Consider the following 20,873-nt stretch of genomic DNA (forward strand, 5'->3'; position numbering starts at 1 on the left):
CGGGCGGGGCCGGGAGAGTGGGTGGCGGGGCACACGGCCCCGCCGCAGGCCCACCCCGGACCCGGTCCCGGACCCCTCCGCGACCAGTCCTCCCCGGTAGCGGTACCGCTACCGGTACCGCTACTCCGGGAAGTCCCCGGCCATCGCGGCGGCGATCCGCAGGTACGGAGCCGCCTCGGCGGCCCGGCCCTGGCGCTCCAGGGTCCGCCCGAGCATCAGCTGCGCGTAGTCCTCCACGGGCCAGCGGTCCAGGACGCCGCGGAGCTCGTGCTCGGCCTTGGAGAGCTGCGCGGAGTGGTAGTAGGCGCGGGCCAGCAGCAGCCGCGGAGCCAGCAGCTCGGGGGACTCGGCCGCCACGCCGTGCAGGACGCGGGCGGCGTTCGCGTACTCCTTCGCCTCGAAGAAGAGCAGGCCGCGGTCCCAGCGCTCGGCGGCGGTCCCGTGCTCCAGGTAGCCCTGCTGCCCGTCGATCGCGCCCATGACGTCCATCGGATCCCTTCCGTCGTACAGGTGCCGTGCCCTGCTCCGTCCATCGAACCGTCCGGCTGCTCAACACGTGGATCCCTACGCACATTCCCATGACCTCGGGGGCGGCGCCGGGACTAAGTTGTGCGGTATGAGCAATCTCGATCGCCAGCCCGCTCTCTCCACCTGCGGCGGCCGCGGCTTCGTCGTCGCCGAGCCCGTACGCGAGCTCCTGAGCCCGCGCACCGTCAAACTCGGCGAGTCCACCGAGGTCCGCCGCCTCCTGCCGAACCTGGGCCGCCGCATGGTCGGCGCCTGGTGCTTCGTCGACCACTACGGCCCCGACGACATCGCCGACGAGCCCGGCATGGCGGTGGCACCGCACCCCCACTCGGGCCTCCAGACGGTCAGCTGGCTGCACGAGGGCGAGGTGCTGCACCGCGACAGCGTCGGCAGCCTGGCGACGATCCGCCCGCGCGAGCTCGGCCTGATGACCTCCGGCCGGGGCATCAGCCACTCCGAGGAGAGCCCGCGCCCGCACGCCCGCTTCCTGCACGGCGCACAGCTGTGGGTGGCCCTCCCGGACGCGCACCGCGACGTGGACCCACACTTCCAGCACCACGCGGACCTCCCGCAGGTCAGCGCCCCGGGCCTGACCGCGACGGTCATCCTGGGCACCCTGGACTCGGCGACCTCGCCCGGAACCGCGTACAGCCCGATCGTCGGCGCGGACCTGACCCTGGCGGCGGGCACGGAGACCAGGCTCCCGCTGAACCCGGACTTCGAGTACGCGGTCCTGTCGATGTCGGGCGAAGCCCACGTCGACGGCGTCCCGGTCCTCCCGGGCGCCATGCTCTACCTCGGCTGCGGCCGCACGGACCTCCCGCTGCGCGCGGTCTCGGACGCCGGCCTGATGCTGCTGGGCGGCGAGCCGTTCGAGGAGGAGATCGTGATGTTCTGGAACTGGATCGGCCGGTCCCAGGAGGATATCGCAGGCTTCCGCGAAGAGTGGATGACCGGCACCCGCTACGGCGAGGTCAAGGGCTACGACGGCGCTCCGATTCCTGCTCCGGAACTGCCCCCAACTCGCTTGAAGCCCAGGGGTAGAACGCGCTGAACAGTGCTGATGTCATCAAGGGTGCGGCCTGCACGGGGCGGCTCGCATCGTTCCGCTTCCAAGGGCCCGGCGGGAGTCGACACGATCTCGGCAGTGGCATTTTGATCTTGGCGTCGAGTCTCATGTGGGTCAGGGTGTGGTCAGTTCTAGTCGAACGAATGCTGACTCTACTGACAAGTAGTCAGGTATCTGGAGAGGAAGCTCGGGCGCGGCTCCCGGCAGGGGAGTCGTCATGCCGAGGCGTCTGGTCCTGGACTCTTCGGCTGCCGCGGACAGTTCCGGGTGAGCTCTCATCCGAGGTTGCAGCCCGCTGTTGGTCTGTCGCGGAGGCCGGCGCGCGATGTTGTGGATGGTCAACAAAGCGCAGTGTTGCAGCCGCCGCTGTCGCTCGGCAGGGCCCATGCCTCGGACCTGTCCGGGCGGCGTCCCAACATGGCCAGACTGGTGTCCTCGACTGTCATACCCGCGACCTCTACGCGGACTGGCCGAGCAAGGCCGGGGCGGTGGTGGGGAACCTGCGCCTGGTGGCGGCCCAGCATCCGCAGGACACCGCGTTGCACGCACTGCTGGGTGACCTGAGCGCCAAGAGCCCCATCTCCTCGATGTGGGCCGACCATCGGGTCGGCCGACCCGGCGCGGAGGGGGCCCTGGGCTGGCATTGCCTGACCTCGTGCAACGTCACCGGGCGCTCGGCCGGCAGCGGCGAGCCCCCGTCCCACATCCCGGATCAGCCGACGGCCGGCCAACGCCGGGCGGCGTCCAGGGGCCGAACGGCCCCCAAACTGGGGGCAACCGGACGTCACATGTGGACGACGGGGGCGGCGTTCTCGTCCTGGGCCGGGACTCCGCGGCGGTAGAGCAGGGCGCTGATGACGAGGCCGGCGAGGAAGAATCCGGCCGACCACCAGTAGGCCGTGGAGTAGCTCTCCAGCGCGGCCTGGGCGGCGATGACCGGGTCCTGGGGGTTCTTGCCGGCCAGGAAATCCGTCGCGGCGCCGGCCGAGAGCGTGGTGAGGAGTGCGGTGCCGATCGATCCGCCGACCTGCTGCATGGTGTTGACGGTGGCCGAGGCGACGCCCGCGTCCTCCGCGGCGACACCGGAGATGGCCAGGCTCATCGCGGGCGCCATCACCAGGCCGAGTCCGAGGCCGACGATGATCAGCGGGGGCATGAGGTGTGAGGCGTAGCCGCTGGTGAGGTCGAGGGTGGTCATCCAGGCCATACCGGCGGCGGTGAGGCCCATGCCCAGCGGGACGACGGGCTTGGGGCCGATGCGGGGGACGAGCACCGTGGTGGCGAGAGCGTTGGTGATCATGAGGCCGGCGACCATGGGCAGGAAGGCCAGGCCCGTCTTGACCGGCGTGTAGTCCAGGCTCTGCTGCATGTAGTACGTCAGGAACAGGAAGACGCCGAACAGCCCCGCGCCGCTGATCAGGACCGAGAGGTAAGAAGCACCGCGGTTGCGGTCGAGCAGGACCCGCAGGGGCAGCAGGGGGTGAGCGGCCTTGGTCTGCCACCGGGTGAAAGCGGCGAGCAGTACGGCGCCGACGGTGAGCAGGCCCCAGGTGGCGGGCGAGTCCCAGTCGTATGTCTCGGCGTTGGCGAACCCGTAGACCAGGCAGAAGAGGCCGGCGGAGACCAGGATCGTGCCGGGGATGTCCAGAGTGGCGCTCTTGTCGCGGGCCGTGCGTCGCAGCAGGGCCTTGCCACCGGCGAAGGCGATGACGGCGAAGAGCAGGTTGACGTACAGCGTCCAGCGCCAGTTGAGGTATTCGGTGAGGATCCCGCCCAGCAGCAGTCCGATGGCGCCGCCGGCGCCGGCGATGGCGCCGTAGACGGTGAAGGCCTTGGCGCGTTCCCGGGGGTCGGTGAAGGTGGTGGTGAGCAGGGCCAGCGCGGCAGGGGCGAGCAAGGCGCCGAACACGCCCTGTCCGGCTCGGGCGGTGACCAGCATCGCGAAGCTGGTGGCCGCCCCGCCCAAGGCGGAGGCGCCGGCGAAGCCGACGAGCCCGACCAGGAAGGTGGCCTTGCGGCCGAACAGGTCGGCGATACGTCCGCCGAGCAGCAGGAGGCTGCCGAAGGCGAGCGCATAGGCGGTGATGACCCACTGGCGGTTGCCGTCGCTGAAGCCCAGGTCCTGCTGGGCAGAGGGCAGGGCGATGTTCACTATGGTGCCGTCGAGGACGACCATCAGCTGGGCTATGCCGATGATGCCGAGGACCCACCAGCGGTGGCGTGATGCCTCGTCGGGCCGTTGGCGCGGTGCCTGTTCGGGCCGGGATGGCGGGGTGGCTACGTCTTTGACGAGGGTTGGTACGTGGGACATGGGGGGTGTTGCTCCAGGACGGACGGACGGACGGACGGAATGGTGTGGGGAGGGAATCAGGGGACAGCAGCGCGGGAGGGACGGCTTGCTTCGTAGGCGGGTGGTGCCATCCGATGCAGTGCCTTACTCAGTGCTTGCCGAAGTACATGAGTTCCCACAGGGCCGGTGCGCTCACGCTGTCGGCGTCCACGCCGTGCGTGAGGTGCTCGACGGTGACCTGGCCGGTGAAGCGCAGGTAGGCCCCGTTGAATCCGGCTAGCTTGGCAAGGACCCGCTTGGGGCCGTCGAGGGACTCGATCATGCGGTCCTGCACGATGGTGTTCTCGCGTCGGAAGGTGACGCGGAAGCGTTCGCCGCCCTCGGCGGTGGCGTCGTAGTCGTACACGACGGTGTTCGCGACGGGCTTCCCCGTGACCGGGTCCGGCTGCTCGTCGGACTTGGTGAAGCGCACCAGGTGCCCCTTGTCGGCGACGATCTTGCCGTTCTTGGCGAGCATGAAGATGGGGATCTCGGCGGAGTCGTACTTCTTGGCGGCGGTGATATACGAAGCGATCACGGTGTAGTCGCCCGCCTCGGCGCGTGCCCAGTACCAGTGGTGCATGAGGCGGGCCATCTCCGCGTCGCCCCAGTTGTGGTCGTGGTAGCCCGTGCCCGTGCGGGTCTCGGACTTGCCGTCGATGGTGAGGGTGGCCTCGACCGTGCCCTGCGGGACGGACGGCAGCCACGCGAAGTACTTCTGCTTCTCCTCACCGAACACGACGTGTCCGGTCTCCGGCCGCCAGGAGGGCACCTGCCCCGTGAGGGTGATGTCGGCGACCACACCATCGATCTCGGCGTGGATTCGGTAGGTGTGCAGGTCACCGGAGAAGTGGTTGCGGCCGATCCGGACGTCGCACCGGTCGGTGGCGAAGTCGAAGTCGTCCGGATGTGTCGGCGAGGTCCGTTCGATATGGCTGCCGTCGGGGCGGTCGAGCTCGATGGTGACCACGGGCGCCGGCGGCTGGTCGACTCCCTTGCCCACGCGGAAGTCCTTGGCCATGAAGTTGATGACCAGGGTGGAGCCGTCGTCGAGTACGGAGTCGAAGTACCACCACTCGAAGGTCCCGGGGCCCCCGGGCCGGGAGCGGAAGCCGTCCTCCCAGGGAGCGATCTCGCCCCTGGCGATTCCCAGACGCTGGTAGTCGGCCGGTCGCTCGGCCATGCGGCAGTCCTCGGTGCGGGACATCGTCCTCGCCTCACTCTCTCGAATGCATTGCGGTCAGCCCCCTGCCGTAAATAATAGACACCTGACAATTAAAAGCAAACGAAGAGGATCGTCGAGTGAGGAACCGAGTGACGAGACGAGCACTCCGCGTGTCGAGGCGGTCCCCCGGGACCGGGATTCCCGGCCCAGCCGCTCGCGCCCGTACGATGAAGGCATGGTCAACGCCGTGCGCACTCGGGGCCGCCCCCGCAAGGACGAGGCACCCGCCCCCGAGGACGAGGTACTCCAAGCCGCGCTGCGCGCGTTCGCCACGCACGGTTTCGGTGGAGTGTCGATACGCACCCTCAACCGCGAACTCGGAGTGAGCCACAACCTGCTCCACCAGCGGTTCGGCTCGAAGGAAGCCGTATGGCGCGCCTCCGTGGACTGGGGTTTCGGCCACCTAGTGGCCGAACTCCTCGGCTCCGACGACGAATCAGGCGAGCCAATGGCCCGGCTGCACTCCTTCGTGCGGACCTTCGTCCACTTCTCCGCCCAGCACCCGGAACTCCTGCGGGTGATGAACATCGAGGGTGTCCAGTCCAGCGACCGGCTCGACTACATCGCCGACACCTTCGTGGAGCCGATCATCGACCTCTTCCTGCCGCTGCGGGATGCCCTGGTCGAACGCGGTGAGATCAGGCCGGTACCGCCCGAGGTGATCTTCCACATGATCACGTCTGGTGGCGGGTCCATGTTCGCGAGCCGGGGGCTGACCACGCGGCTCTTCACGGATGCGCCACTCGCGCCGGAGCGCGCCGGCGAGTACGCCGACACCTTCGCCGACCTCATCATCAACGCCCTTCGCCCCTGAAATACGAACGCGACCCGTATCCGGAAGCCGGACGCTGCCTGGCCTCGCCTGCGAGCCAGGGGCCCGTGGACACTAATGGGCAGCGCGTGCCCGATGCTCGGCGAGGACGTCGAGTCCGAAGTCCGATACCGGATCCCGCCATACGGAGTGCGCGTGGTTGGCGGCCCGCTGGGTGTTGTCGTACTCGATGAGTACGTTGGGGCCTTGGACCCGGTAGTAGTGCGGCCGGCCGGCGTCCGTGCTGCCCGCCCAGCTGAAGTGCACCTCGTCGAGCACCGACTCGGTCAGGTAGTGCGCGGCGTACGCATCGGCGAGATCCTCCGGAGCCCGGCCGGTGTACAGGGCGAGCAGCCGTCGTAGATCCGTGCGCTGGTCGGCACCCATGTCCCGGGCGCTGAGGCCCTTTGGCGGGATGGAGATGGCCACAGCGGCGTGATCCCTCTCCGTGTACCCGCTGCCGTCCTCCGCGCGCCGATCGATGTCATCGACGACGCCTGCGAGCGTCGGGTCTGCGAACCGTCCGCGCCACAAGTCCTGCATGTGCATCATGGTGTCGCCGTGGGCGACCATCGGCCTGTTCCCGGACACGATGTCAGAGACTGCTCGTCCATGGAGCAGCGCTTGCCGCCACTGCCTTGCACCAAGGGACGAGGCCAACTGCCGGGCCGAATGCTCCAGTCCGTGGAGCGGTCGCAACGATGCACCCAGGAGTGTGGTCTCTGCGGGGTCGGCGCCCACGAAGCACGGCGTCGTCGACACGACTCTGCCCGCGACGATCACGTTGTTCAGGGAAATGTGGTGGCCGCCGAATCGCCATGCCCAGGTCGGATCTCCGGGTCGGCCGAACAGCCTGAGCCAGTACAGCCCCGGGTCCCGGCCCCGCTGCCGGCCCCAGTTGACCTGCCACCCTTCGACCTGGTCGAGAATGTTCTCGAGGCCCATCACCATCGCGACCGTGGCGTATCCCGCCTTGGACAGTCCAGACGCCACCAACTGCATCGCGAGGCGTTGCTGGTGCGGCGTCTGGTTCCGGATGGCCAGTCCGCCGTGGTCGGTCGGGGTGTAGAACCACTTCAGGCGCTCGGCCTCCGCCCCCGGCGTCAGCGGGGAGTCGAACAGCGCGACGGCCACCTGCTCCGGCGCCAGCGAGCGCAACCACGCTGCTGCCGCCCCGGCCATGGCGGTAGCAGCCGCCTCACGTGCCGGGACCATGGTGGTGGACGCCAGTGCCGGTTGGCTTTCAGCCCGCATGGGACTGCTCCGTGTCCTCGGACACGTCCAGCATCACCTTGATGGCGTTTCCCCTGCGCTCCGCGTACGTGTCAAAGGCTTCCGCGATGTCCTCGAGCCCGAAGTGGTGTGTCACCAGATCAGAGGTGCGGAGCCGTCCGCGGCCCGCCAGGGAAACGGCTCTGGCTACCGAGCCGGCCCCCTCGCCCCGGACCGTCTCGATGGTGATGCCGTTCATCACGGCGTGATTGAGGTCGGCCAGGACGGGCCGGTCGAAGAACCCCACGAGCACGACCTTGCCGGAGCGCTTGGCCATGTGCAGGGCATCGTCGACCGCGGTGGGGGCGCCCGAGCATTCCAGGACGATGTCGGCGCCCTGCCCCCCGGTCGCGCGTCGGACCGCCTCGACGGCATCACTTTCACGGGAGTTGACCGTCAGGTCGGCGCCGAAGTTTCTGCCGATGTCCAGGCGGTCATCCCGTGTGCCGATCAGGGCGACCATCTGGGCACCGAGCTCGCGGGCGACTTGCACGCCGATCAGTCCGATGGGGCCGGGGCCGATCACCACGACGCTTGCGCCGACGATCAGCGACCCGAGGACATGGAGGGCATGCATGACGGTGCCGGCCGTGGTGAGTACCACCGCCGAGTCGAAGTCGACCGAGTCCGGGAGCCGGTACAGGGTCGACACGTGGTTGAGCGCGTACTCCGCGAAGCCTCCGTCGACGGTCATCCCTTGCACCCGATGACCCTTGCGCCTGTCTCCGTAGTTGAGGCAGTCCGTATAGGCCCCAGCCAGGCAGTTGGCACACCGCATGCAGCCCCGGTGGGCTTCTGTGACCACTCGATCTCCGACCTGGAACTCGTCGACGCCACTCCCGACGGCGGCGACCACCCCCGCGTACTCGTGGCCGGGTACGAACGGATCGGTGGCGGGCCCGCCGCCGCCGAAGAACTGGTGGCTGCGAATCTTGAGGTCAGTTCCGCACAGCGACGCCCGGCGGACGTGCACGAGTACGTCCTCCGCTCCGACTTGGGGGACGGGCAGCCGTCTGGTTCCGATGACTCCCGGTTCGCCGAGCACCGCGGCCAGCATTGTCTTCGGCAAGGACATGATGTGACTCCCTTCGCGCCCCGGTGGGCATCACCGTGAGTCTTGGTGAGCAGGGCAAGTCTGTCCAAGAGGATTCGTTGCCGACTCGTATAGGGAGCGCCTATACGAGTCGCATAGGCGCTCCCTATGGCTGGTGTGGAAAATCCCTATTGGTCACACGCCGGTCGGTGTGCAAAAGTCGCCGAATCAGGCATTCACTGAGCGATCGGAGAGTGTGATCGCCATTTGAGGAGCGGCGCCATGGATCTCGGCATTTCCGGAAGGGCTGCGCTCGTGCTGGGCGGAGGAGGCGGAATCGGCGGTGCGATTGCCCAGATACTCGCCGAGGAGGGGGTCAAGGTAGCCGTCGCGGACATAAATCCCGAGGCGGCCGAGCAGCGAGTCGCGGCCATCGTCGAGGCAGGGGGACGGGCATTGGGCGTGGAATGGGATCTGAGCGAATTCGACGCAATTGAAGGAAACGTCAGAGTCGTTGAGGAATCCCTTGGTCCCATCGACATACTCGTGAACAACACAGGCGGGCCTCCACCGTCACCTGTTCTTGGTCAGGATCCCACTGCCTGGCTCAATTATTTCCAGTCCATGGTCCTCTCGGTCATTGCCATCACCGACAGTGTCGTACCCGGCATGAGGAGCCGGGGCTGGGGGCGCGTCATCACCAGCACCAGCTCCGGCGTCATCGCGCCCATCCCGAACCTGGGCCTGTCGAACGCCCTTCGCGCCAGTCTCCTCGGCTGGTCCAAGACGCTGGCCCGCGAGGTGGCGGCCGATGGCGTGACGTGCAACGTCGTCGTGCCGGGGAGGATCGGAACACAGCGGACCGAGTTTCTCGACCGAGCCAAGTCCGAGCGGGAAGGGAAGCCCGTCGAGCAGGTCTGGGCGGAGAGCCTCGCGGCCATTCCCGCCGGCCGCTACGGAAAACCCCGCGAGTATGCCGCCGCGGTCGCCTTCCTGGCCGGTGCGCCAGCCTCATATATAACCGGCTCGGTGGTACGTGTCGACGGCGGTCTCATTGCGAGCCTTTGATCCACAACATGCTGTAGTAGAGGAGTCCGGACCATGGTGATGCTGACCCGAGAGGCGAAGGGAGTCTTCGCCATCGTGCCGACTCCTTTCGGTATCGAAGGGAGCGTTGATTTCGAGTCGCTCGGTCGACTCGTGGATTTCTACGAATCGACCGGTGTCGCCGGCTTGACGTTGCTCGGCCAGATGGGGGAAGCGCCCAAGCTGACTCATGGCGAAGCAGTTCGGATAGTCACCTACGTTCTGAAGAGGACCAGACTTCCGGTCGTCGTCGGAATATCGGCACCCGGATATGCGGCCATGGGTACACTCACTTCCGATGTCATGGCGGCTGGTGCGTCGGGTGTCATGGTCGCCCCACCGAATACGCTTCGAACCGATGACCAGATCGTGTCCTACTACCAAGGGGTCACCGAGGAGATCGGCGAGGAAGTCCCCCTCGTCATCCAGGATTATCCGCTGTCCTTCTCCGTCATCATGAGCCCCTCGGTCATCGCACGCATTGCGCTCGATGCCCCTGGTTGCGTCATGCTCAAGCACGAGGACTGGCCGGGCCTGGAGAAGATCAGTGCGCTACGGCGCTTCGAGGCTGCGGGGGACATGCCGCGCCTGTCGATCCTGTGCGGTAACGGCGGGCTCTTCCTGGACTTCGAGACCGAGCGTGGCGCGGACGGCGCGATGACCGGTTACTGCTTCCCGGAGATGCTCGTGGAAGTGGTCCGGCATACGGCGGCAGGGGACCGTGATTCCGCGCACGACGTCTTCGACGCGCACTTGCCGCTGCTGCGCTACGAGCAGCAGCCGGGCATCGGTTTGGCGGTGCGCAAATACGTCATGAAACGGCGTGGACTGCTCGCGTCCGACAGTCAGCGCAACCCGGCAGCCGTCCTGACGGCCGCAGCGCGAACGGAGGTGGACTACTTGCTGTCACGGCTGGCGCGCCAGGGCAGGAGCATCTCCTGGGCCGGGTAGGGAGATCCGCCGGCCGTGAACCTGCTCAGGTGTCGTGTCAGGTAGCTTGAGCGGATGCAGCTGCGCCAGCTGGAGTACTTCCTCGCCATCTGGGAGAGCGGTTCGTTCAGCGGAGCCGCCTCCAGGCTCTACGTCGCCCAGCCGTCGGTGTCGCAGCAGATCCGCATTCTGGAGAGGGAGCTCGGCGCCGAGCTGCTCGAACGAGGCCGCCACGGTGTGACTCTGACTCCTGCGGGCAGGGCTTTCCTGCCCCAAGCGCAACGCGTCGTCCAGGCCGCCCAGGATGCCAAGGACTCCGTTCGCCGGGTGGTCGAAGGCCGCAAGGGCGACGTGCACGTGCTGACGGTGAGGTCTGTGGCCTCAGGCGTTCTGCCCCCGTCCGCTGCGCGGTGGCACTCCCTGTTCCCGACGACGGTCCTTCGCCTGCACGACTTCTCGCACCGTCGTGACCTGGAGGAAGCAGTTCGCGGCGGGCAGGGTGACATCGCAGTCGGGCCGCGGCCTTCGGACTGGGAGGGGCCGGTCGTCTCGCTCGGTTTCGAACAGATGGTGGTCGTTGGACCGGACGCGTACGAAATCGGCGCGGCTGCGGAGCCGTCGGAACTCGCATCGGCCGACTGGGTGCTCTACGAGCCCGAGCAGGGCATGAGCGAGGTCGTCGACCGGGTGGCCGCCGACCTCGCCTTCACTCCTCGGGCGGTCGCTCGGACCGACCAGGTTTCCGCGGCCCTGCAGTTCGCCGTCGAGGGCATCGGAATGGCGCTGGCTCCGGAGAACGCCGTCCCCGGCGTCTGGGCGAGGCATGCGCGGAGGATCGGGTCCGGCGTGTTCCGCGAACTCGTCGCCTTCAGCCGGAAGCAGCCGTCCCAGCTGGCCGAGGACTACCGAAACATGCTCACCTCGGCAGAGCTGCCGCTGACTGCCGGACGCGAGCTGCCGCCGGACGCGCTCTGCTGCTGAAGCACCCTGACGATGCGTCGGCTGGGGGCTGGGCGTAAGGCCAACATTGTGGGAGCGGCCAAACGTAGTGTGAGGAACCTCCATAGCCGACGAGAGCGCGGTGGGTCACGCTTCCCAGCATGCGTGATTCACTTTTGGGAACCCTCTTTCTGCCGCTCGCGGTCGGCGTGGTCATGTTCGGACTCGGACTGTCTCTGGTCGCGGACGACTTCGCTCGTGCCGTCCGGCGGCCCCGCGTGGTGCTGATAACGCTGGTGTGCCAGCTCGTCGTGGTGCCGCTGTTCGGACTCGGGCTGATCATGCTCTTCCGGCCCGAGCCCGCGGTCGCCGTCGGGGTCATGTTGCTGGTAGCCACCCCCGGTGGGACGCTCGCCAACTTCTACAGCCACCTGTGCGGAGCCGACGTCGCGCTGAACCTCACCCTCACTGCCGTCACCTCGGTGATCTCCGTGGTCTCCATACCGCTCATCATCAACGCGTCCATCACTCACTTCCTCGGGGACGGGCAGAGCCTGGGAATGCAGCCGGACAAGGTCGTGCAAGTGATCGCCATCGTGCTCGTGCCCGTGGGCCTGGGCATGCTCGCGCGGCGCGCTTGGCCTGGCTTCGCCGTACGGATGGAGCGTCCTGTGAAGGTGCTGTCCATGCTCACTCTGGCCACGGCGGTCGTCTCGGCGATGATGTCGGAGTGGAAGCACCTCGCGGAGGCGTTCGTGGACGTGGGCGTGGTCGTGACGCTGCTGCTGGCAGGGAGCCTGGCAGTCGGCTATCTCGCGCCCCGGATGTTTGCCGTTCCCGAGCGTCAGGCGGTCGCCGCCTCCCTGGAGATCGGGCTGCACAACACCCCCTTGGCGATTGCCATCGCGTTGAGCCCCCAGCTCCTGGACGATCCGCTGATGGCGGTCGCGCCCGCGACGTACTCGCTGATGGCCCTGCTCATCGCCGGCGCGTTCACGTATGTGATGAGCAGGCGTCTCGCGAAGACAGGGACGCCCGTATCGGTTTCTTCAGGATCTGCCTGACCAGGGTGGCGGCATGTGGGAAGGGACGGGTGTGCAGCATCTGCTGACCTTGGTCGGTGAGCACCTCGACGAGATGGTCGAGCGCTCGGTCACGCGCGTGCAGCGTGACACACCGCAGTTTGCCGGGCTGCCGCCGGAGGAGATGCGGCCCGCGATCCGGGCCGGATTCGTCTCCGCCCTGGCCGCGTTCCGCGAGGACAGACCGGCCAGCGCGGCCGAGCTCGCGGAACTCGCCGGGCTCGGCGCCCACCGGGCCGAGCAGGGCATCCCCCTCCAAGCCCTGGTCCAGGGATTCCGCCAGGCGGCCCGGGTCGTCATCGAGGCTGCTCACGACTACAACGACCGGTACGAGCTCAACGTGCATGAGGCCGACCTGCACGCGGTGACGCAACGAGTCTGGGAATGGGTGGTCGACGCGCTCGCCGTCGCCTCCGAGGCCCATCACAGCATGGAGCTCGAACTGGCCCGGCTGGACTCCGGGCCACGCGCGGACTTCATCAGGCGCCTGCTCCTAGGCTCCCTCGGCCGAGCGGACACGATGTCGCTCGCACCACGGCACGGCCTCGACCCAAGCCGGGTCTACCGCGCGTTCCGCGCGCCGTTGGACGGTCCTCGCGCACGCCAGAGACTCGAACGCATGCTCGGCAGCTCGGCGCTTCATGAGGTGATCGACGGCGACCTGGCGGGAGTGCTGCTCCAGCCTCCGAACCGCAGTCCCGACCTGATCGCGCTCGGTCTCGCCGTGCCGCTGACCTCGATCGCCGACTCCTTCGCGCAGGCGACCCTCGCACTCGAGACCGCCCGCCTGTACGGGCTCGAAGGCGACGTGGACATCGGCGATGTCGCCGCACGCGCCGGATCGATCACGGGTCGGGCGCTGGCCGAAATCGCCTACGGCCGATGCTTCGCCTCGCTCCCACAGCCGCGCGACCAACGATGGACCTTCGAGGCGACACTCACCGCGCACCTCGCGCACGACCTGCGTTTCGAGGACACCGCACGCGAACTGCACGTTCACCCGAACACACTGCGGTACCGCATCCGCAGATTCGAAGAGCTCAGCGGCCTGCGCGTGGACCACACCGAGGACACCGTCACCATCTGGTGGGCCCTCCAGCACCTCCGCGTGAACGACACACCCGAGAGCAGGAAGTGATCGCTCGCCTCCGGCCTCACTTCGCGGGCAGGGCGCGTTCCAGCCCGTCGAGGAGGAGACCGAGTCCGAACCGGAATTCCTCGTGCAGCGGGACGCCGGTGAGTTCCTCCGCGGCGGCCCTCGTGGCCGGGTATGCGGCCGGGTCGAGGGACCGGTAGTAGTCGTGCAGCTGGGGCTGGTCTTCAGGGCCGGCCGCTCCCGGGCCGTGCTGCTGGATGGCGAATCCGATCACGTAGTGGCCGATCGCGGTGAACCCACGGGCCGCGAGATCGACGGAGAAACCGAAGCTGAGGAGCAGACCGATGGCCCGCTCCCGGTTCACCAGGCCGTTCGGGCCGACAGGTACCTGCGACACCAGTAGGGGGAGCGCATGGGGATGCCGCCGCAGGGTGTCGTAGAGCGCTTCGGCCCCCACCGTGACGGCTTCTCGCCAGGACAGTCCCTTGACGGCCTCCGGTGTCAGCCGCACCTCACCGAGGATCCGGTCCACCACATGGGCCAGGAGCTCGTCCTTGCCGGCGAAGTGCCGGTACAGGGTGGCTGTGCCTGACCCGAGAGTGTCGGCCAGCATGCGCAGGGTCAGCGCCTGAACGCCCACCTCGTCGATGAGCCTCAGAGCCGTGTCGATGATCTTGCCCACGTCCACCGGCGGCCGCCCGCGCCGCTGGACGGGAGCCGGCGGGCGACTCGCCCACCAGGCCGGACTCCCCGGTACGGCAGAGCTCTCCGCGGCCATGAATCTTCTCCCGTCTGCACTCCCACGTTTCGGAGTCGCTGTAGCCATAAAATGCTTTTCGGTGCTAGCGTATCCGTTATGAGTTCCAGTACCGCACCCACGACCCCCCGTCACATGCAAGCCGCCCAGATCGCCCGCTTCGGCGCAGCTCAGGATGTCTTCGAGGTGGTCGGCAACGCGCCGACTCCCACGCCCGGCCAGGGCGAAGTCCTCGTCCGGCAGCGTGCCACTTCGGTGAACCCGATCGACTGCCGCAGGCGCGGCGGCTACGGCCAGAAGCTGATGAAGCTGCGCGGGCTGACCGGCTTCCCCCTCGTCCTGGGGAACGACGTCTCCGGAGACGTCGTGGCCGTCGGCCCGGGCGTTTCCGTCCTGAAAGTCGGAGACGCCGTTTTCGGTGCCCAGAGGCCCTCACCCCAGGGCACGTACGCCGAATACTGCGTCGTCAAGGCCGACGACCTCGTCGCCAAGCCCGAAGGGCTCTCCTACCGCGAGGCCGCCGCACTGCCCTATGCCTTCTTGTCGGCCTGGTCCGCGTTGAAGGACGCGGGATTCCGGCCGGAGACCGCGGCCGGGAAGCGCGTGTTCCTGCAGGGCGGCTCGGGCGGCACGGGTGTGGTCACGATCCAGGTCTGCAAGGCCCTGGGCGCGCACGTCGCCACTACGGCCGGGCCGGCAGGCATCGAACTGTGCGAGAGCCTCGGGGCCGACGAGGTGATCAACTACCGGACGCAGGACTTCTCACAGCGCCTGCGCGACTTCGACTTCGCCATCTGCCTGGCCGACGACGGCGAGGAGCAGAAGATGCTCTCCATCCTGCACCGCGGCCCGGGAGCCGGCTACGGCACACTCGTCCACCCTCTGATGCGCCTTGTCGACGAGAAGGGCCTGCTCATCGGCGGTGTTCAGGCTGCCGCGACCCTCATCGGCCGACGCCTCCGTGAGGCTCTGCGGCGCCGACGCTACGGCTGGAGCCTGTTCGGCCCCGACCGCCGCGCGCTGGAGCTGCTCGCCCGCCTTGCCGCCGAGGGCAAGGTGCGGGCCGTCATCGAGCAGACCTACCCGATGGCCGACATCGCCGCGGCTCACGAGCACGTCGAGCGCGGACGTTCAAAGGGGAAGGTCGTTGTCGACATCGCCTGAGCACATCCTGATCGCCGGAGCGGGCATCGGCGGCCTGACCGCCGCCGTGGCGCTCCAGCGACGCGGTATCGCCTGCACGATCATCGAGGCAACGCCCCGCCCGACGGCGATCAACGCGAGCATCCTGCTCCAGAACAACACCATGCGGGTGCTCAGCGAACTGGATATCGCCCGCTGCCTGGCACCCAAGGGCCGGCGAATAGCCCACACCTCGATCATGTCGGTCACCGGCAAGGTCCTCACCGAGGTGAAGGCCGAAGACGTGGAGGGCACCGTCGGCGCCCCCGCGCTCGGGATCCACCGCGCCGACCTGCACGAGGCCCTGCTCTCCCGGCTGCAGGACGGAACCCTGATCGCGGGCGATCCCGTGATCGGCTTCGAGACGACCGCCGGGGGCGTGGCGGTGTACCTACGCTCGGGCGAGCGCCTGCAGGGCCGCGGTCTGGTTGCCGCGGACGGCATCGACTCGCGGATACGGGCCCGCCTGCACGGGGACCGGCCGGCCGTCCGCTCGGGGACGACCTGCTTGCGCGGAGTCACCGAGACTCCGGCGGAGCGGCCTGACGAGGTGCTGGAATGGTGGGGCTACCGACTGCAGTTCGGGATCATTCCACTGCCTGACGGACGCAGCTCCTGGTTCGCCCTGATCCCCACGCCGACTCGCCCCGTGCAGGACCCGGGAGACCGTCTCGGGTTCTATCAGCGGCTCTACCGCGAATTTCCTGTTCAGGTACGGGATTTGATGGCCGCCACAGAGCCGAAGAACACCATCGAAGTCGAGTTGCGGCACCGGCCGTGGCGCGGCGGATCCGGCGCCGTGACCCTCCTGGGCGACGCCGCCCACCCGATGCTGCCCAACCTCGGGCAGGGAGCCGGCCAAGCCATCGAGGACGCCGCGGTACTGGCCCGCCGCCTGGACAAGGCCGCCTCCGTGGCTGACGCCTTCCGAGCCTACGAACAAGAACGTCGCGCGCGGGTCCGGTGGATCCAGCGCCAGGCGATCCGTATGAATCAGATCGCTTCCGTGCCCCCAGGACCGCTCAGCACCGCACGGGACGCCGTGCTGCGCGGCCTGCCCGCCCGAGTGGAGCGCACCTCAGTGATGCGCATGTTCGACGGAGCCCACACATGACCGCTGCCGATGCATACGTCGACGAGGAGTCCCGTTTCACCTGGGTCAACGGAGTGCGGGTGCACTTCAAGCGAGAAGGCAGCGGTCCTCCCCTTCTCCTGCTGCACGGCAGTGGCTCCTCGCTCCAGGCCTTCGACCCCATCGCCGACGACCTCAAAACCGTCTGCGAGGTCATCAGGCTGGACCTGCCGGCCTTCGGCCTGACCGGCCCCCGGCCCGACCGGGACTACCGCATCGAGGCCTACGTGTCCTTCGTCGTGGAATTCCTCGCCGGCCTGGGCCTCGACAAGCTCAACGTCGCCGGCAGTTCGCTGGGCGGAAACATCGCCTGGAACCTGGCGGTCGCCCACCCGCAGCGGGTGCAGAAGCTGGTCCTGATGAACGCCACGGGATATCCGGAGAAGTCCCTGCCGAAGGCAATGCGACTGGCCCGCAACCCCCTGCTGCGCCCGCTGCTCCGCCGGTGGGCACCGAGCGGGGCGGCCGAACAGAACCTGCGTTCCTCGGTCGGCCCGCGCATGCACGTCGACCAGGCCCTGGTCGACCGGGTCACCTCGATGATGAGCCGGCCGGGCAACCGGTCCGCCTTCATCGATTTCGCCAACACCGACCAGCCGGACCGCTCCGGCCGGATACCGGAGATCACCGCCCCGACCCTGGTCCTGCGCAGCGACCTCATCGACGGCCAGCACTTCCACCGGGACATCCCCGGCAGTCGCGAAGCGGTCCTCACGGGGATCGGGCACCTCATGCCCGAAGAAGCCCCCGCAGAAATCAGCGAAGCCATCCGGTCACATCTGAAGCTTCCCTCCTCCACCACCCAGGAATGAGCCCCGCAGCCTCCCAGGAATGAGTTCCGCCATGCCCACGTTCTACCGAGCCAGGGGCGAGAACCTCCCCCTGAACCCGGACACCCGCAGCCGCCTGCGGGGAAGCTTCATCCAGCTGTCCGACGGCATCACGCACTACGAACTCACCGGACCCCCCGACGGCGAACTGGTCTTCTTCCTCGGGGGCCTCACCGTCCCGCTGTTCTACTGGGACGGCGTCCTGGACCATCTGCACCGGCGAGGGCTGCGCACCTTGACCTACAGCGCGTACGGACGCGGCTATTCGGACCGCGTCGCGGGCCCGTACGACCGTGAACTGTTCGTGCGCCAGGCACACGACCTGATCAAGGCCCTCGACGTACCGCGGTCCTGGCACACGGCCGGCTCCTCCATGGGGGCGCTCACCGCCCTGGGCCTGCTGCAGCGCAGCCACGAGCAGACGAAGTCCCTGACCCTCATCGGCCCGGCGGGATTCACCGAGGGCGACGCCCCGCCCGTGCGGCTGGCCACTCGGCCGGGCATCGGCCCGTTCCTCGGCAAGCACCTCGGTCAACTCCTCCTGCGCACACACCTGTCCCACAACGTCCGCACCTCCGCGCAGGTTCGGACCCTCACCGACATGGTGTGCGACACCTACCGCTGCGAGGGTTCGATGTACGCCCTCTTCGCCACTCTGCGCGACTACGAACTCCACCACCAGCAGGACCTCTACCTGCAGGCGGGGCGGCTCGGCATACCCACCCTGCTGTTGTGGGGTGAGGAGGATCAGGTCGCCCCGATCGGGAAACTCCCCGAAGCCAAAGCCTTGTTGAGCCCGAAGCTCTGTCAGGTCATCACCGGGTGCGGACACATGGTGCCCTTCGAGTTCCCGGAGAAGACAGCGGTCGAAATGAGCGACTTCTTCAACGGGCTCCACCGCCCCCAGACCCCATGACGGAACGGAGGAACAGCATGGAGAACGCAACGCTTTGCGCGTTGATGCAGCAGACCATCTCCGAGCACGGAGACGCGGTGGCGCTGCGGGACGCCGACAGCCAGTCGGTGCTGACCTGGCGCGAGTACGGGAAACGCGTCGAGAGCGTGGCGCGCGGCCTCGCCTCCCATGGGGTCGAGCGTGGCGACACGGTGGCGCTGATGCTCACCAACCGGCCCGAGTTCCACATCGTCGACGCGGCCGTCATGCACCTGGGCGCCATCCCCTACTCGATCTACAACACCAGCAGCACGGAGCAGATCGCCTACCTGTTCTCCAACGCGGGCAACAGGCTCGTGGTGTGCGAGGAACAGTTCCTGACGGCGGTCCGGACAGCTGCCGAAGGCTCTTCCGTCGACACGATCGTGTGCGTCGACACGGCGGGCCGCGACCTCGACCCGGTCCTGTCGCTGGCCGACCTCGAGACCGCCGGCACCGCAGACTTCGACTTCCATGCCGCCTGGAAAAGTGTGTCCCCCAAGGACGTGCTCACCCTGATCTACACATCGGGAACCACTGGACCGCCCAAGGGGGTGGAGCTGACCCACGCCAACCTCACCTATGTGCTGACCCGGCTGCCCATGGTCCTCGGGGATTCCACCGGCGGCCGTGTGGTCTCCTATCTGCCGGATGCGCACATCGTCAACCGGTTCAGCGCCCACTACGCGCCCATGGTGTTCCACTCCACCACGGTCACCCTCAACGAGCCCAGGCGCCTGCCGGAGGTCCTGCGGCAGGTGCGCCCGACCGACTTCGTCGGCGTACCGATGCTGTGGTACCGCTTCATAGCGTCGATCCAAACCGGCCTGGACCAGCAGTCGGGGCTCAAGGGTGCGCTCGCCCGCTGGGCCATGCGTACGGGCAAGGCCAAGGCGCGGGCCACCTTGACGGGGCGCCGGCGCCCCACATGGTCCCGGCTTCCGGAGCTGGTCGCGGATCGCCTCGTGCTGGCCAGGATCCGGGGGCAGATCGGCCTGGACCAGGCCGGCAGCGTCGTCACCGGTTCCGCCCCGCTGGATCAGGACGCGATGGTCTTCCTGTTCGCGCTGGGCCTGCCGATCAGCGAGGCCTGGGGCCTGTCCGAAACCACCGGTGTCACCACCCTCAACACCGCGTCGAAGCCGCGACTCGGCACCGTCGGAACTCCCCTGCCCGGTACGGAAGTCCGGGTGGCCGAGGACGGCGAACTCCTCGTCCGTAGTGCAGCGCTCATGAAGGGGTACCGCGGCGACCCTGCCAAGACGGCCGACACCATCGACTGCGACGGCTGGATCCACACCGGGGACGTCGGCCGCATCGACGCCGACGGCTACGTGACCATCGTCGACCGCAAGAAGGAGCTGATCATCAACGCCTCGGGCAAGAACATGTCGCCCGCCAACATCGAGAACGCCCTGCAGACCGCCTGTCCCCTCGTCTCGACCGCCATCGCGATAGGCGACCGCCGCCCCCATGTCAGCGCGCTGTTCACCCTCGACGCGGAAGCCACCCAGGCCTTCGCCGCTCAGCGGGGCCTGGCCGATACGTCGATTGCAGCACTGGCGGTGTCCCCGATCGTCAAGGCCGCCGTACAGCAGGGCGTTGACGCTGCCAACGCCCGCCTCTCCCGAGTTGAGCACGTCCGCTCGTGGATCATCCTGCCCCAGACCTGGGAGCCGGGGGGCGACGAACTGACCCCCACCCTGAAGCTCAGACGCCGCTTCATCACCACCAAGTACGCCGACGAAATCGAGAAGCTCTACACGGCGGTTGGTTAGGGGTCGTTGCTCGGAGGACGTTGGCTGCGAGCCCGCGGGGCCCTTTCGGCATGCCGTTGCCGACCTCTGCTGGCCGAGCGTCAGGCGTACGGGTCGAAGGGGATTCCGGCCGGGCTCGTGTAGTCGAGAGCCCACTGGAAGTCGCCGTCGTCGATCTTGAAGGTGGCCGAGCCGAAGTCTGCGCTGCTGAGCTTGTCGCGGTAGCCGGCCGGGTAACCGTCCCAGCCGACGAGCCGCGGGTAGAACCAGTTGCCCGTGGCGTTCTCCGCCGGCTCATCGCTGCTGTTGGCGAAGCGGAAGCAGTGGCTGGAGGCGCCGTCCTTGTGGTAAACGATCTTCGGGTGAGTGCCGTCGAAGCGGATGTCCGACCGGGCGAGTGTCTGGTAGGTGTTGTGCTGGGACACCGACACGTACTGGACCTGGTTGTTGTTGATCCACACGATGACGTGTTCCCAGTCGTGGGTGTGCCCGAGGGCCGCCGGACCGAGCGTGATCTGGTCCTTCTCGAAGTAGCTGGCGTACATGACCGCGCACCAGCCGTTGTTGCACTTCTCGCGCGAGTAGGTGTTGGCGTTGTTCAGCTGGGCGGGGTCGTGGCATTTGCCGTTGACGTCGCCGCCGAGTTTCAGGCCGGGGTTGATGGTGCCTTCGGCGCCGATGGCGGCGGTGGCGTAGCAGCCGTCACGGTCGTAGTCGTAGGCGGGGGAGAAGGTCTGCTCCAGGCCGCCCGCGTTCTGCGGCAGCAGGGTCAGGACGTTCGCGTGGGCGGACCCGGGGATCGCGACGACGAGCGTCATCGCGCCGAGCCCGCCGAGAAGAACGTTCACGAGGGATCTCGACTTGCGCATGGGGGCTCCTTG

20 protein-coding genes are annotated in these 20,873 nt (G+C 68.0%); 13 read left to right on the forward strand and 7 right to left on the reverse strand.

Annotation, left to right across the window (positions count from 1 at the left end):
* Positions 1–120 precede the first annotated feature (120 nt).
* Positions 121–489 carry a tetratricopeptide repeat protein gene (locus OG247_RS37950; protein ID WP_327256500.1) on the reverse strand — a complete coding sequence of 123 codons (369 nt, stop codon included), beginning with the start codon at positions 487–489 and terminating at the stop codon, positions 121–123.
* A 127-nt stretch (positions 490–616) separates the two neighbouring features.
* Here OG247_RS37950 and OG247_RS37955 point away from each other — a divergent pair, with 127 nt between their 5' ends.
* The gene (locus OG247_RS37955; protein ID WP_327256501.1) at positions 617–1,582 is read left to right on the forward strand and encodes a pirin family protein; all 966 of its coding nucleotides are present in this window, start codon (positions 617–619) and stop codon (positions 1,580–1,582) included.
* 158 nt (positions 1,583–1,740) lie between these two features.
* The gene (locus OG247_RS37960) at positions 1,741–2,439 is read left to right on the forward strand and encodes an MmyB family transcriptional regulator (RefSeq protein WP_327256502.1); all 699 of its coding nucleotides are present in this window, start codon (positions 1,741–1,743) and stop codon (positions 2,437–2,439) included.
* Here the strand turns inward: OG247_RS37960 and OG247_RS37965 are convergent.
* A complete protein-coding gene (locus OG247_RS37965) occupies positions 2,382–3,908 on the reverse strand; it encodes an MFS transporter (protein WP_327256503.1) in 1,527 nt (508 codons plus the stop codon). The genes OG247_RS37960 and OG247_RS37965 overlap by 58 nt on opposite strands.
* Before the next feature lie 127 nt (positions 3,909–4,035).
* On the reverse strand, positions 4,036–5,133 hold the full coding sequence (locus OG247_RS37970) for a lipocalin-like domain-containing protein (protein ID WP_327256504.1): 1,098 nt from the start codon (positions 5,131–5,133) through the stop codon (positions 4,036–4,038).
* Between the two features lie 193 nt (positions 5,134–5,326).
* On the opposite strand from OG247_RS37970, the gene OG247_RS37975 reads away from it, so the two are divergent.
* A complete protein-coding gene (locus tag OG247_RS37975; protein WP_327256505.1) occupies positions 5,327–5,965 on the forward strand; it encodes a TetR/AcrR family transcriptional regulator in 639 nt (212 codons plus the stop codon).
* A gap of 72 nt (positions 5,966–6,037) precedes the next feature.
* On the opposite strand, the gene OG247_RS37980 is transcribed toward OG247_RS37975, so the two are convergent.
* Together OG247_RS37980 and OG247_RS37985 are read right to left on the reverse strand one after the other, a co-directional pair.
* Positions 6,038–7,216: a DUF3500 domain-containing protein gene (locus tag OG247_RS37980; RefSeq protein ID WP_327256506.1), complete on the reverse strand. Its 1,179-nt coding sequence runs from the start codon at positions 7,214–7,216 to the stop codon at positions 6,038–6,040.
* Positions 7,206–8,309, reverse strand: coding sequence for a zinc-dependent alcohol dehydrogenase (locus tag OG247_RS37985; RefSeq protein ID WP_327256507.1), 1,104 nt, complete (start codon positions 8,307–8,309; stop codon positions 7,206–7,208). The genes OG247_RS37980 and OG247_RS37985 overlap by 11 nt, the downstream gene beginning before the upstream one ends.
* Before the next feature lie 240 nt (positions 8,310–8,549).
* On the opposite strand from OG247_RS37985, the gene OG247_RS37990 reads away from it, so the two are divergent.
* From OG247_RS37990 to OG247_RS38010, 5 genes are all read left to right on the forward strand, one after another.
* On the forward strand, positions 8,550–9,335 hold the full coding sequence (locus tag OG247_RS37990) for an SDR family oxidoreductase (RefSeq protein ID WP_327256508.1): 786 nt from the start codon (positions 8,550–8,552) through the stop codon (positions 9,333–9,335).
* A 33-nt stretch (positions 9,336–9,368) separates the two neighbouring features.
* Positions 9,369–10,304 (forward strand): dihydrodipicolinate synthase family protein, encoded by a 936-nt coding sequence (locus OG247_RS37995; RefSeq protein WP_327256509.1) that lies wholly within the window; start codon positions 9,369–9,371, stop codon positions 10,302–10,304.
* A gap of 54 nt (positions 10,305–10,358) precedes the next feature.
* Positions 10,359–11,264: a LysR family transcriptional regulator gene (locus OG247_RS38000; RefSeq protein ID WP_327256510.1), complete on the forward strand. Its 906-nt coding sequence runs from the start codon at positions 10,359–10,361 to the stop codon at positions 11,262–11,264.
* A gap of 119 nt (positions 11,265–11,383) precedes the next feature.
* On the forward strand, positions 11,384–12,286 hold the full coding sequence (locus OG247_RS38005) for a bile acid:sodium symporter family protein (protein ID WP_327256511.1): 903 nt from the start codon (positions 11,384–11,386) through the stop codon (positions 12,284–12,286).
* Positions 12,287–12,317: 31 nt separating this feature from the next.
* Positions 12,318–13,442, forward strand: a complete 1,125-nt coding sequence (locus OG247_RS38010; RefSeq protein WP_327256512.1) for a PucR family transcriptional regulator — start codon at positions 12,318–12,320, stop codon at positions 13,440–13,442.
* 16 nt (positions 13,443–13,458) lie between these two features.
* Here OG247_RS38010 and OG247_RS38015 read toward each other — a convergent pair whose 3' ends face one another.
* On the reverse strand, positions 13,459–14,178 hold the full coding sequence (locus OG247_RS38015) for a TetR/AcrR family transcriptional regulator (RefSeq protein ID WP_327256513.1): 720 nt from the start codon (positions 14,176–14,178) through the stop codon (positions 13,459–13,461).
* A 78-nt stretch (positions 14,179–14,256) separates the two neighbouring features.
* Here OG247_RS38015 and OG247_RS38020 point away from each other — a divergent pair, with 78 nt between their 5' ends.
* From OG247_RS38020 to OG247_RS38040, 5 genes are read left to right on the forward strand one after another with little or no spacing between them, the layout of a single operon-like run.
* On the forward strand, positions 14,257–15,321 hold the full coding sequence (locus OG247_RS38020) for a zinc-binding dehydrogenase (protein ID WP_327256514.1): 1,065 nt from the start codon (positions 14,257–14,259) through the stop codon (positions 15,319–15,321).
* A complete protein-coding gene (locus OG247_RS38025) occupies positions 15,305–16,453 on the forward strand; it encodes an FAD-dependent monooxygenase (protein ID WP_327256515.1) in 1,149 nt (382 codons plus the stop codon). Before OG247_RS38020 ends, OG247_RS38025 begins: the two co-directional genes overlap by 17 nt.
* Positions 16,450–17,283, forward strand: coding sequence for an alpha/beta fold hydrolase (locus OG247_RS38030; RefSeq protein ID WP_327256516.1), 834 nt, complete (start codon positions 16,450–16,452; stop codon positions 17,281–17,283). The genes OG247_RS38025 and OG247_RS38030 overlap by 4 nt, the downstream gene beginning before the upstream one ends.
* A gap of 31 nt (positions 17,284–17,314) precedes the next feature.
* A complete protein-coding gene (locus OG247_RS38035) occupies positions 17,315–18,217 on the forward strand; it encodes an alpha/beta fold hydrolase (protein WP_327256517.1) in 903 nt (300 codons plus the stop codon).
* A 17-nt stretch (positions 18,218–18,234) separates the two neighbouring features.
* Positions 18,235–20,013: an AMP-dependent synthetase/ligase gene (locus tag OG247_RS38040; RefSeq protein ID WP_327256518.1), complete on the forward strand. Its 1,779-nt coding sequence runs from the start codon at positions 18,235–18,237 to the stop codon at positions 20,011–20,013.
* Positions 20,014–20,093: 80 nt separating this feature from the next.
* Here OG247_RS38040 and OG247_RS38045 read toward each other — a convergent pair whose 3' ends face one another.
* Positions 20,094–20,861: an NPP1 family protein gene (locus tag OG247_RS38045; RefSeq protein ID WP_327256519.1), complete on the reverse strand. Its 768-nt coding sequence runs from the start codon at positions 20,859–20,861 to the stop codon at positions 20,094–20,096.
* Positions 20,862–20,873 lie beyond the last annotated feature (12 nt).

This window comes from Streptomyces sp. NBC_01244 (assembly GCF_035987325.1).
Classification (GTDB): Bacteria; Actinomycetota; Actinomycetes; order Streptomycetales; family Streptomycetaceae; genus Streptomyces.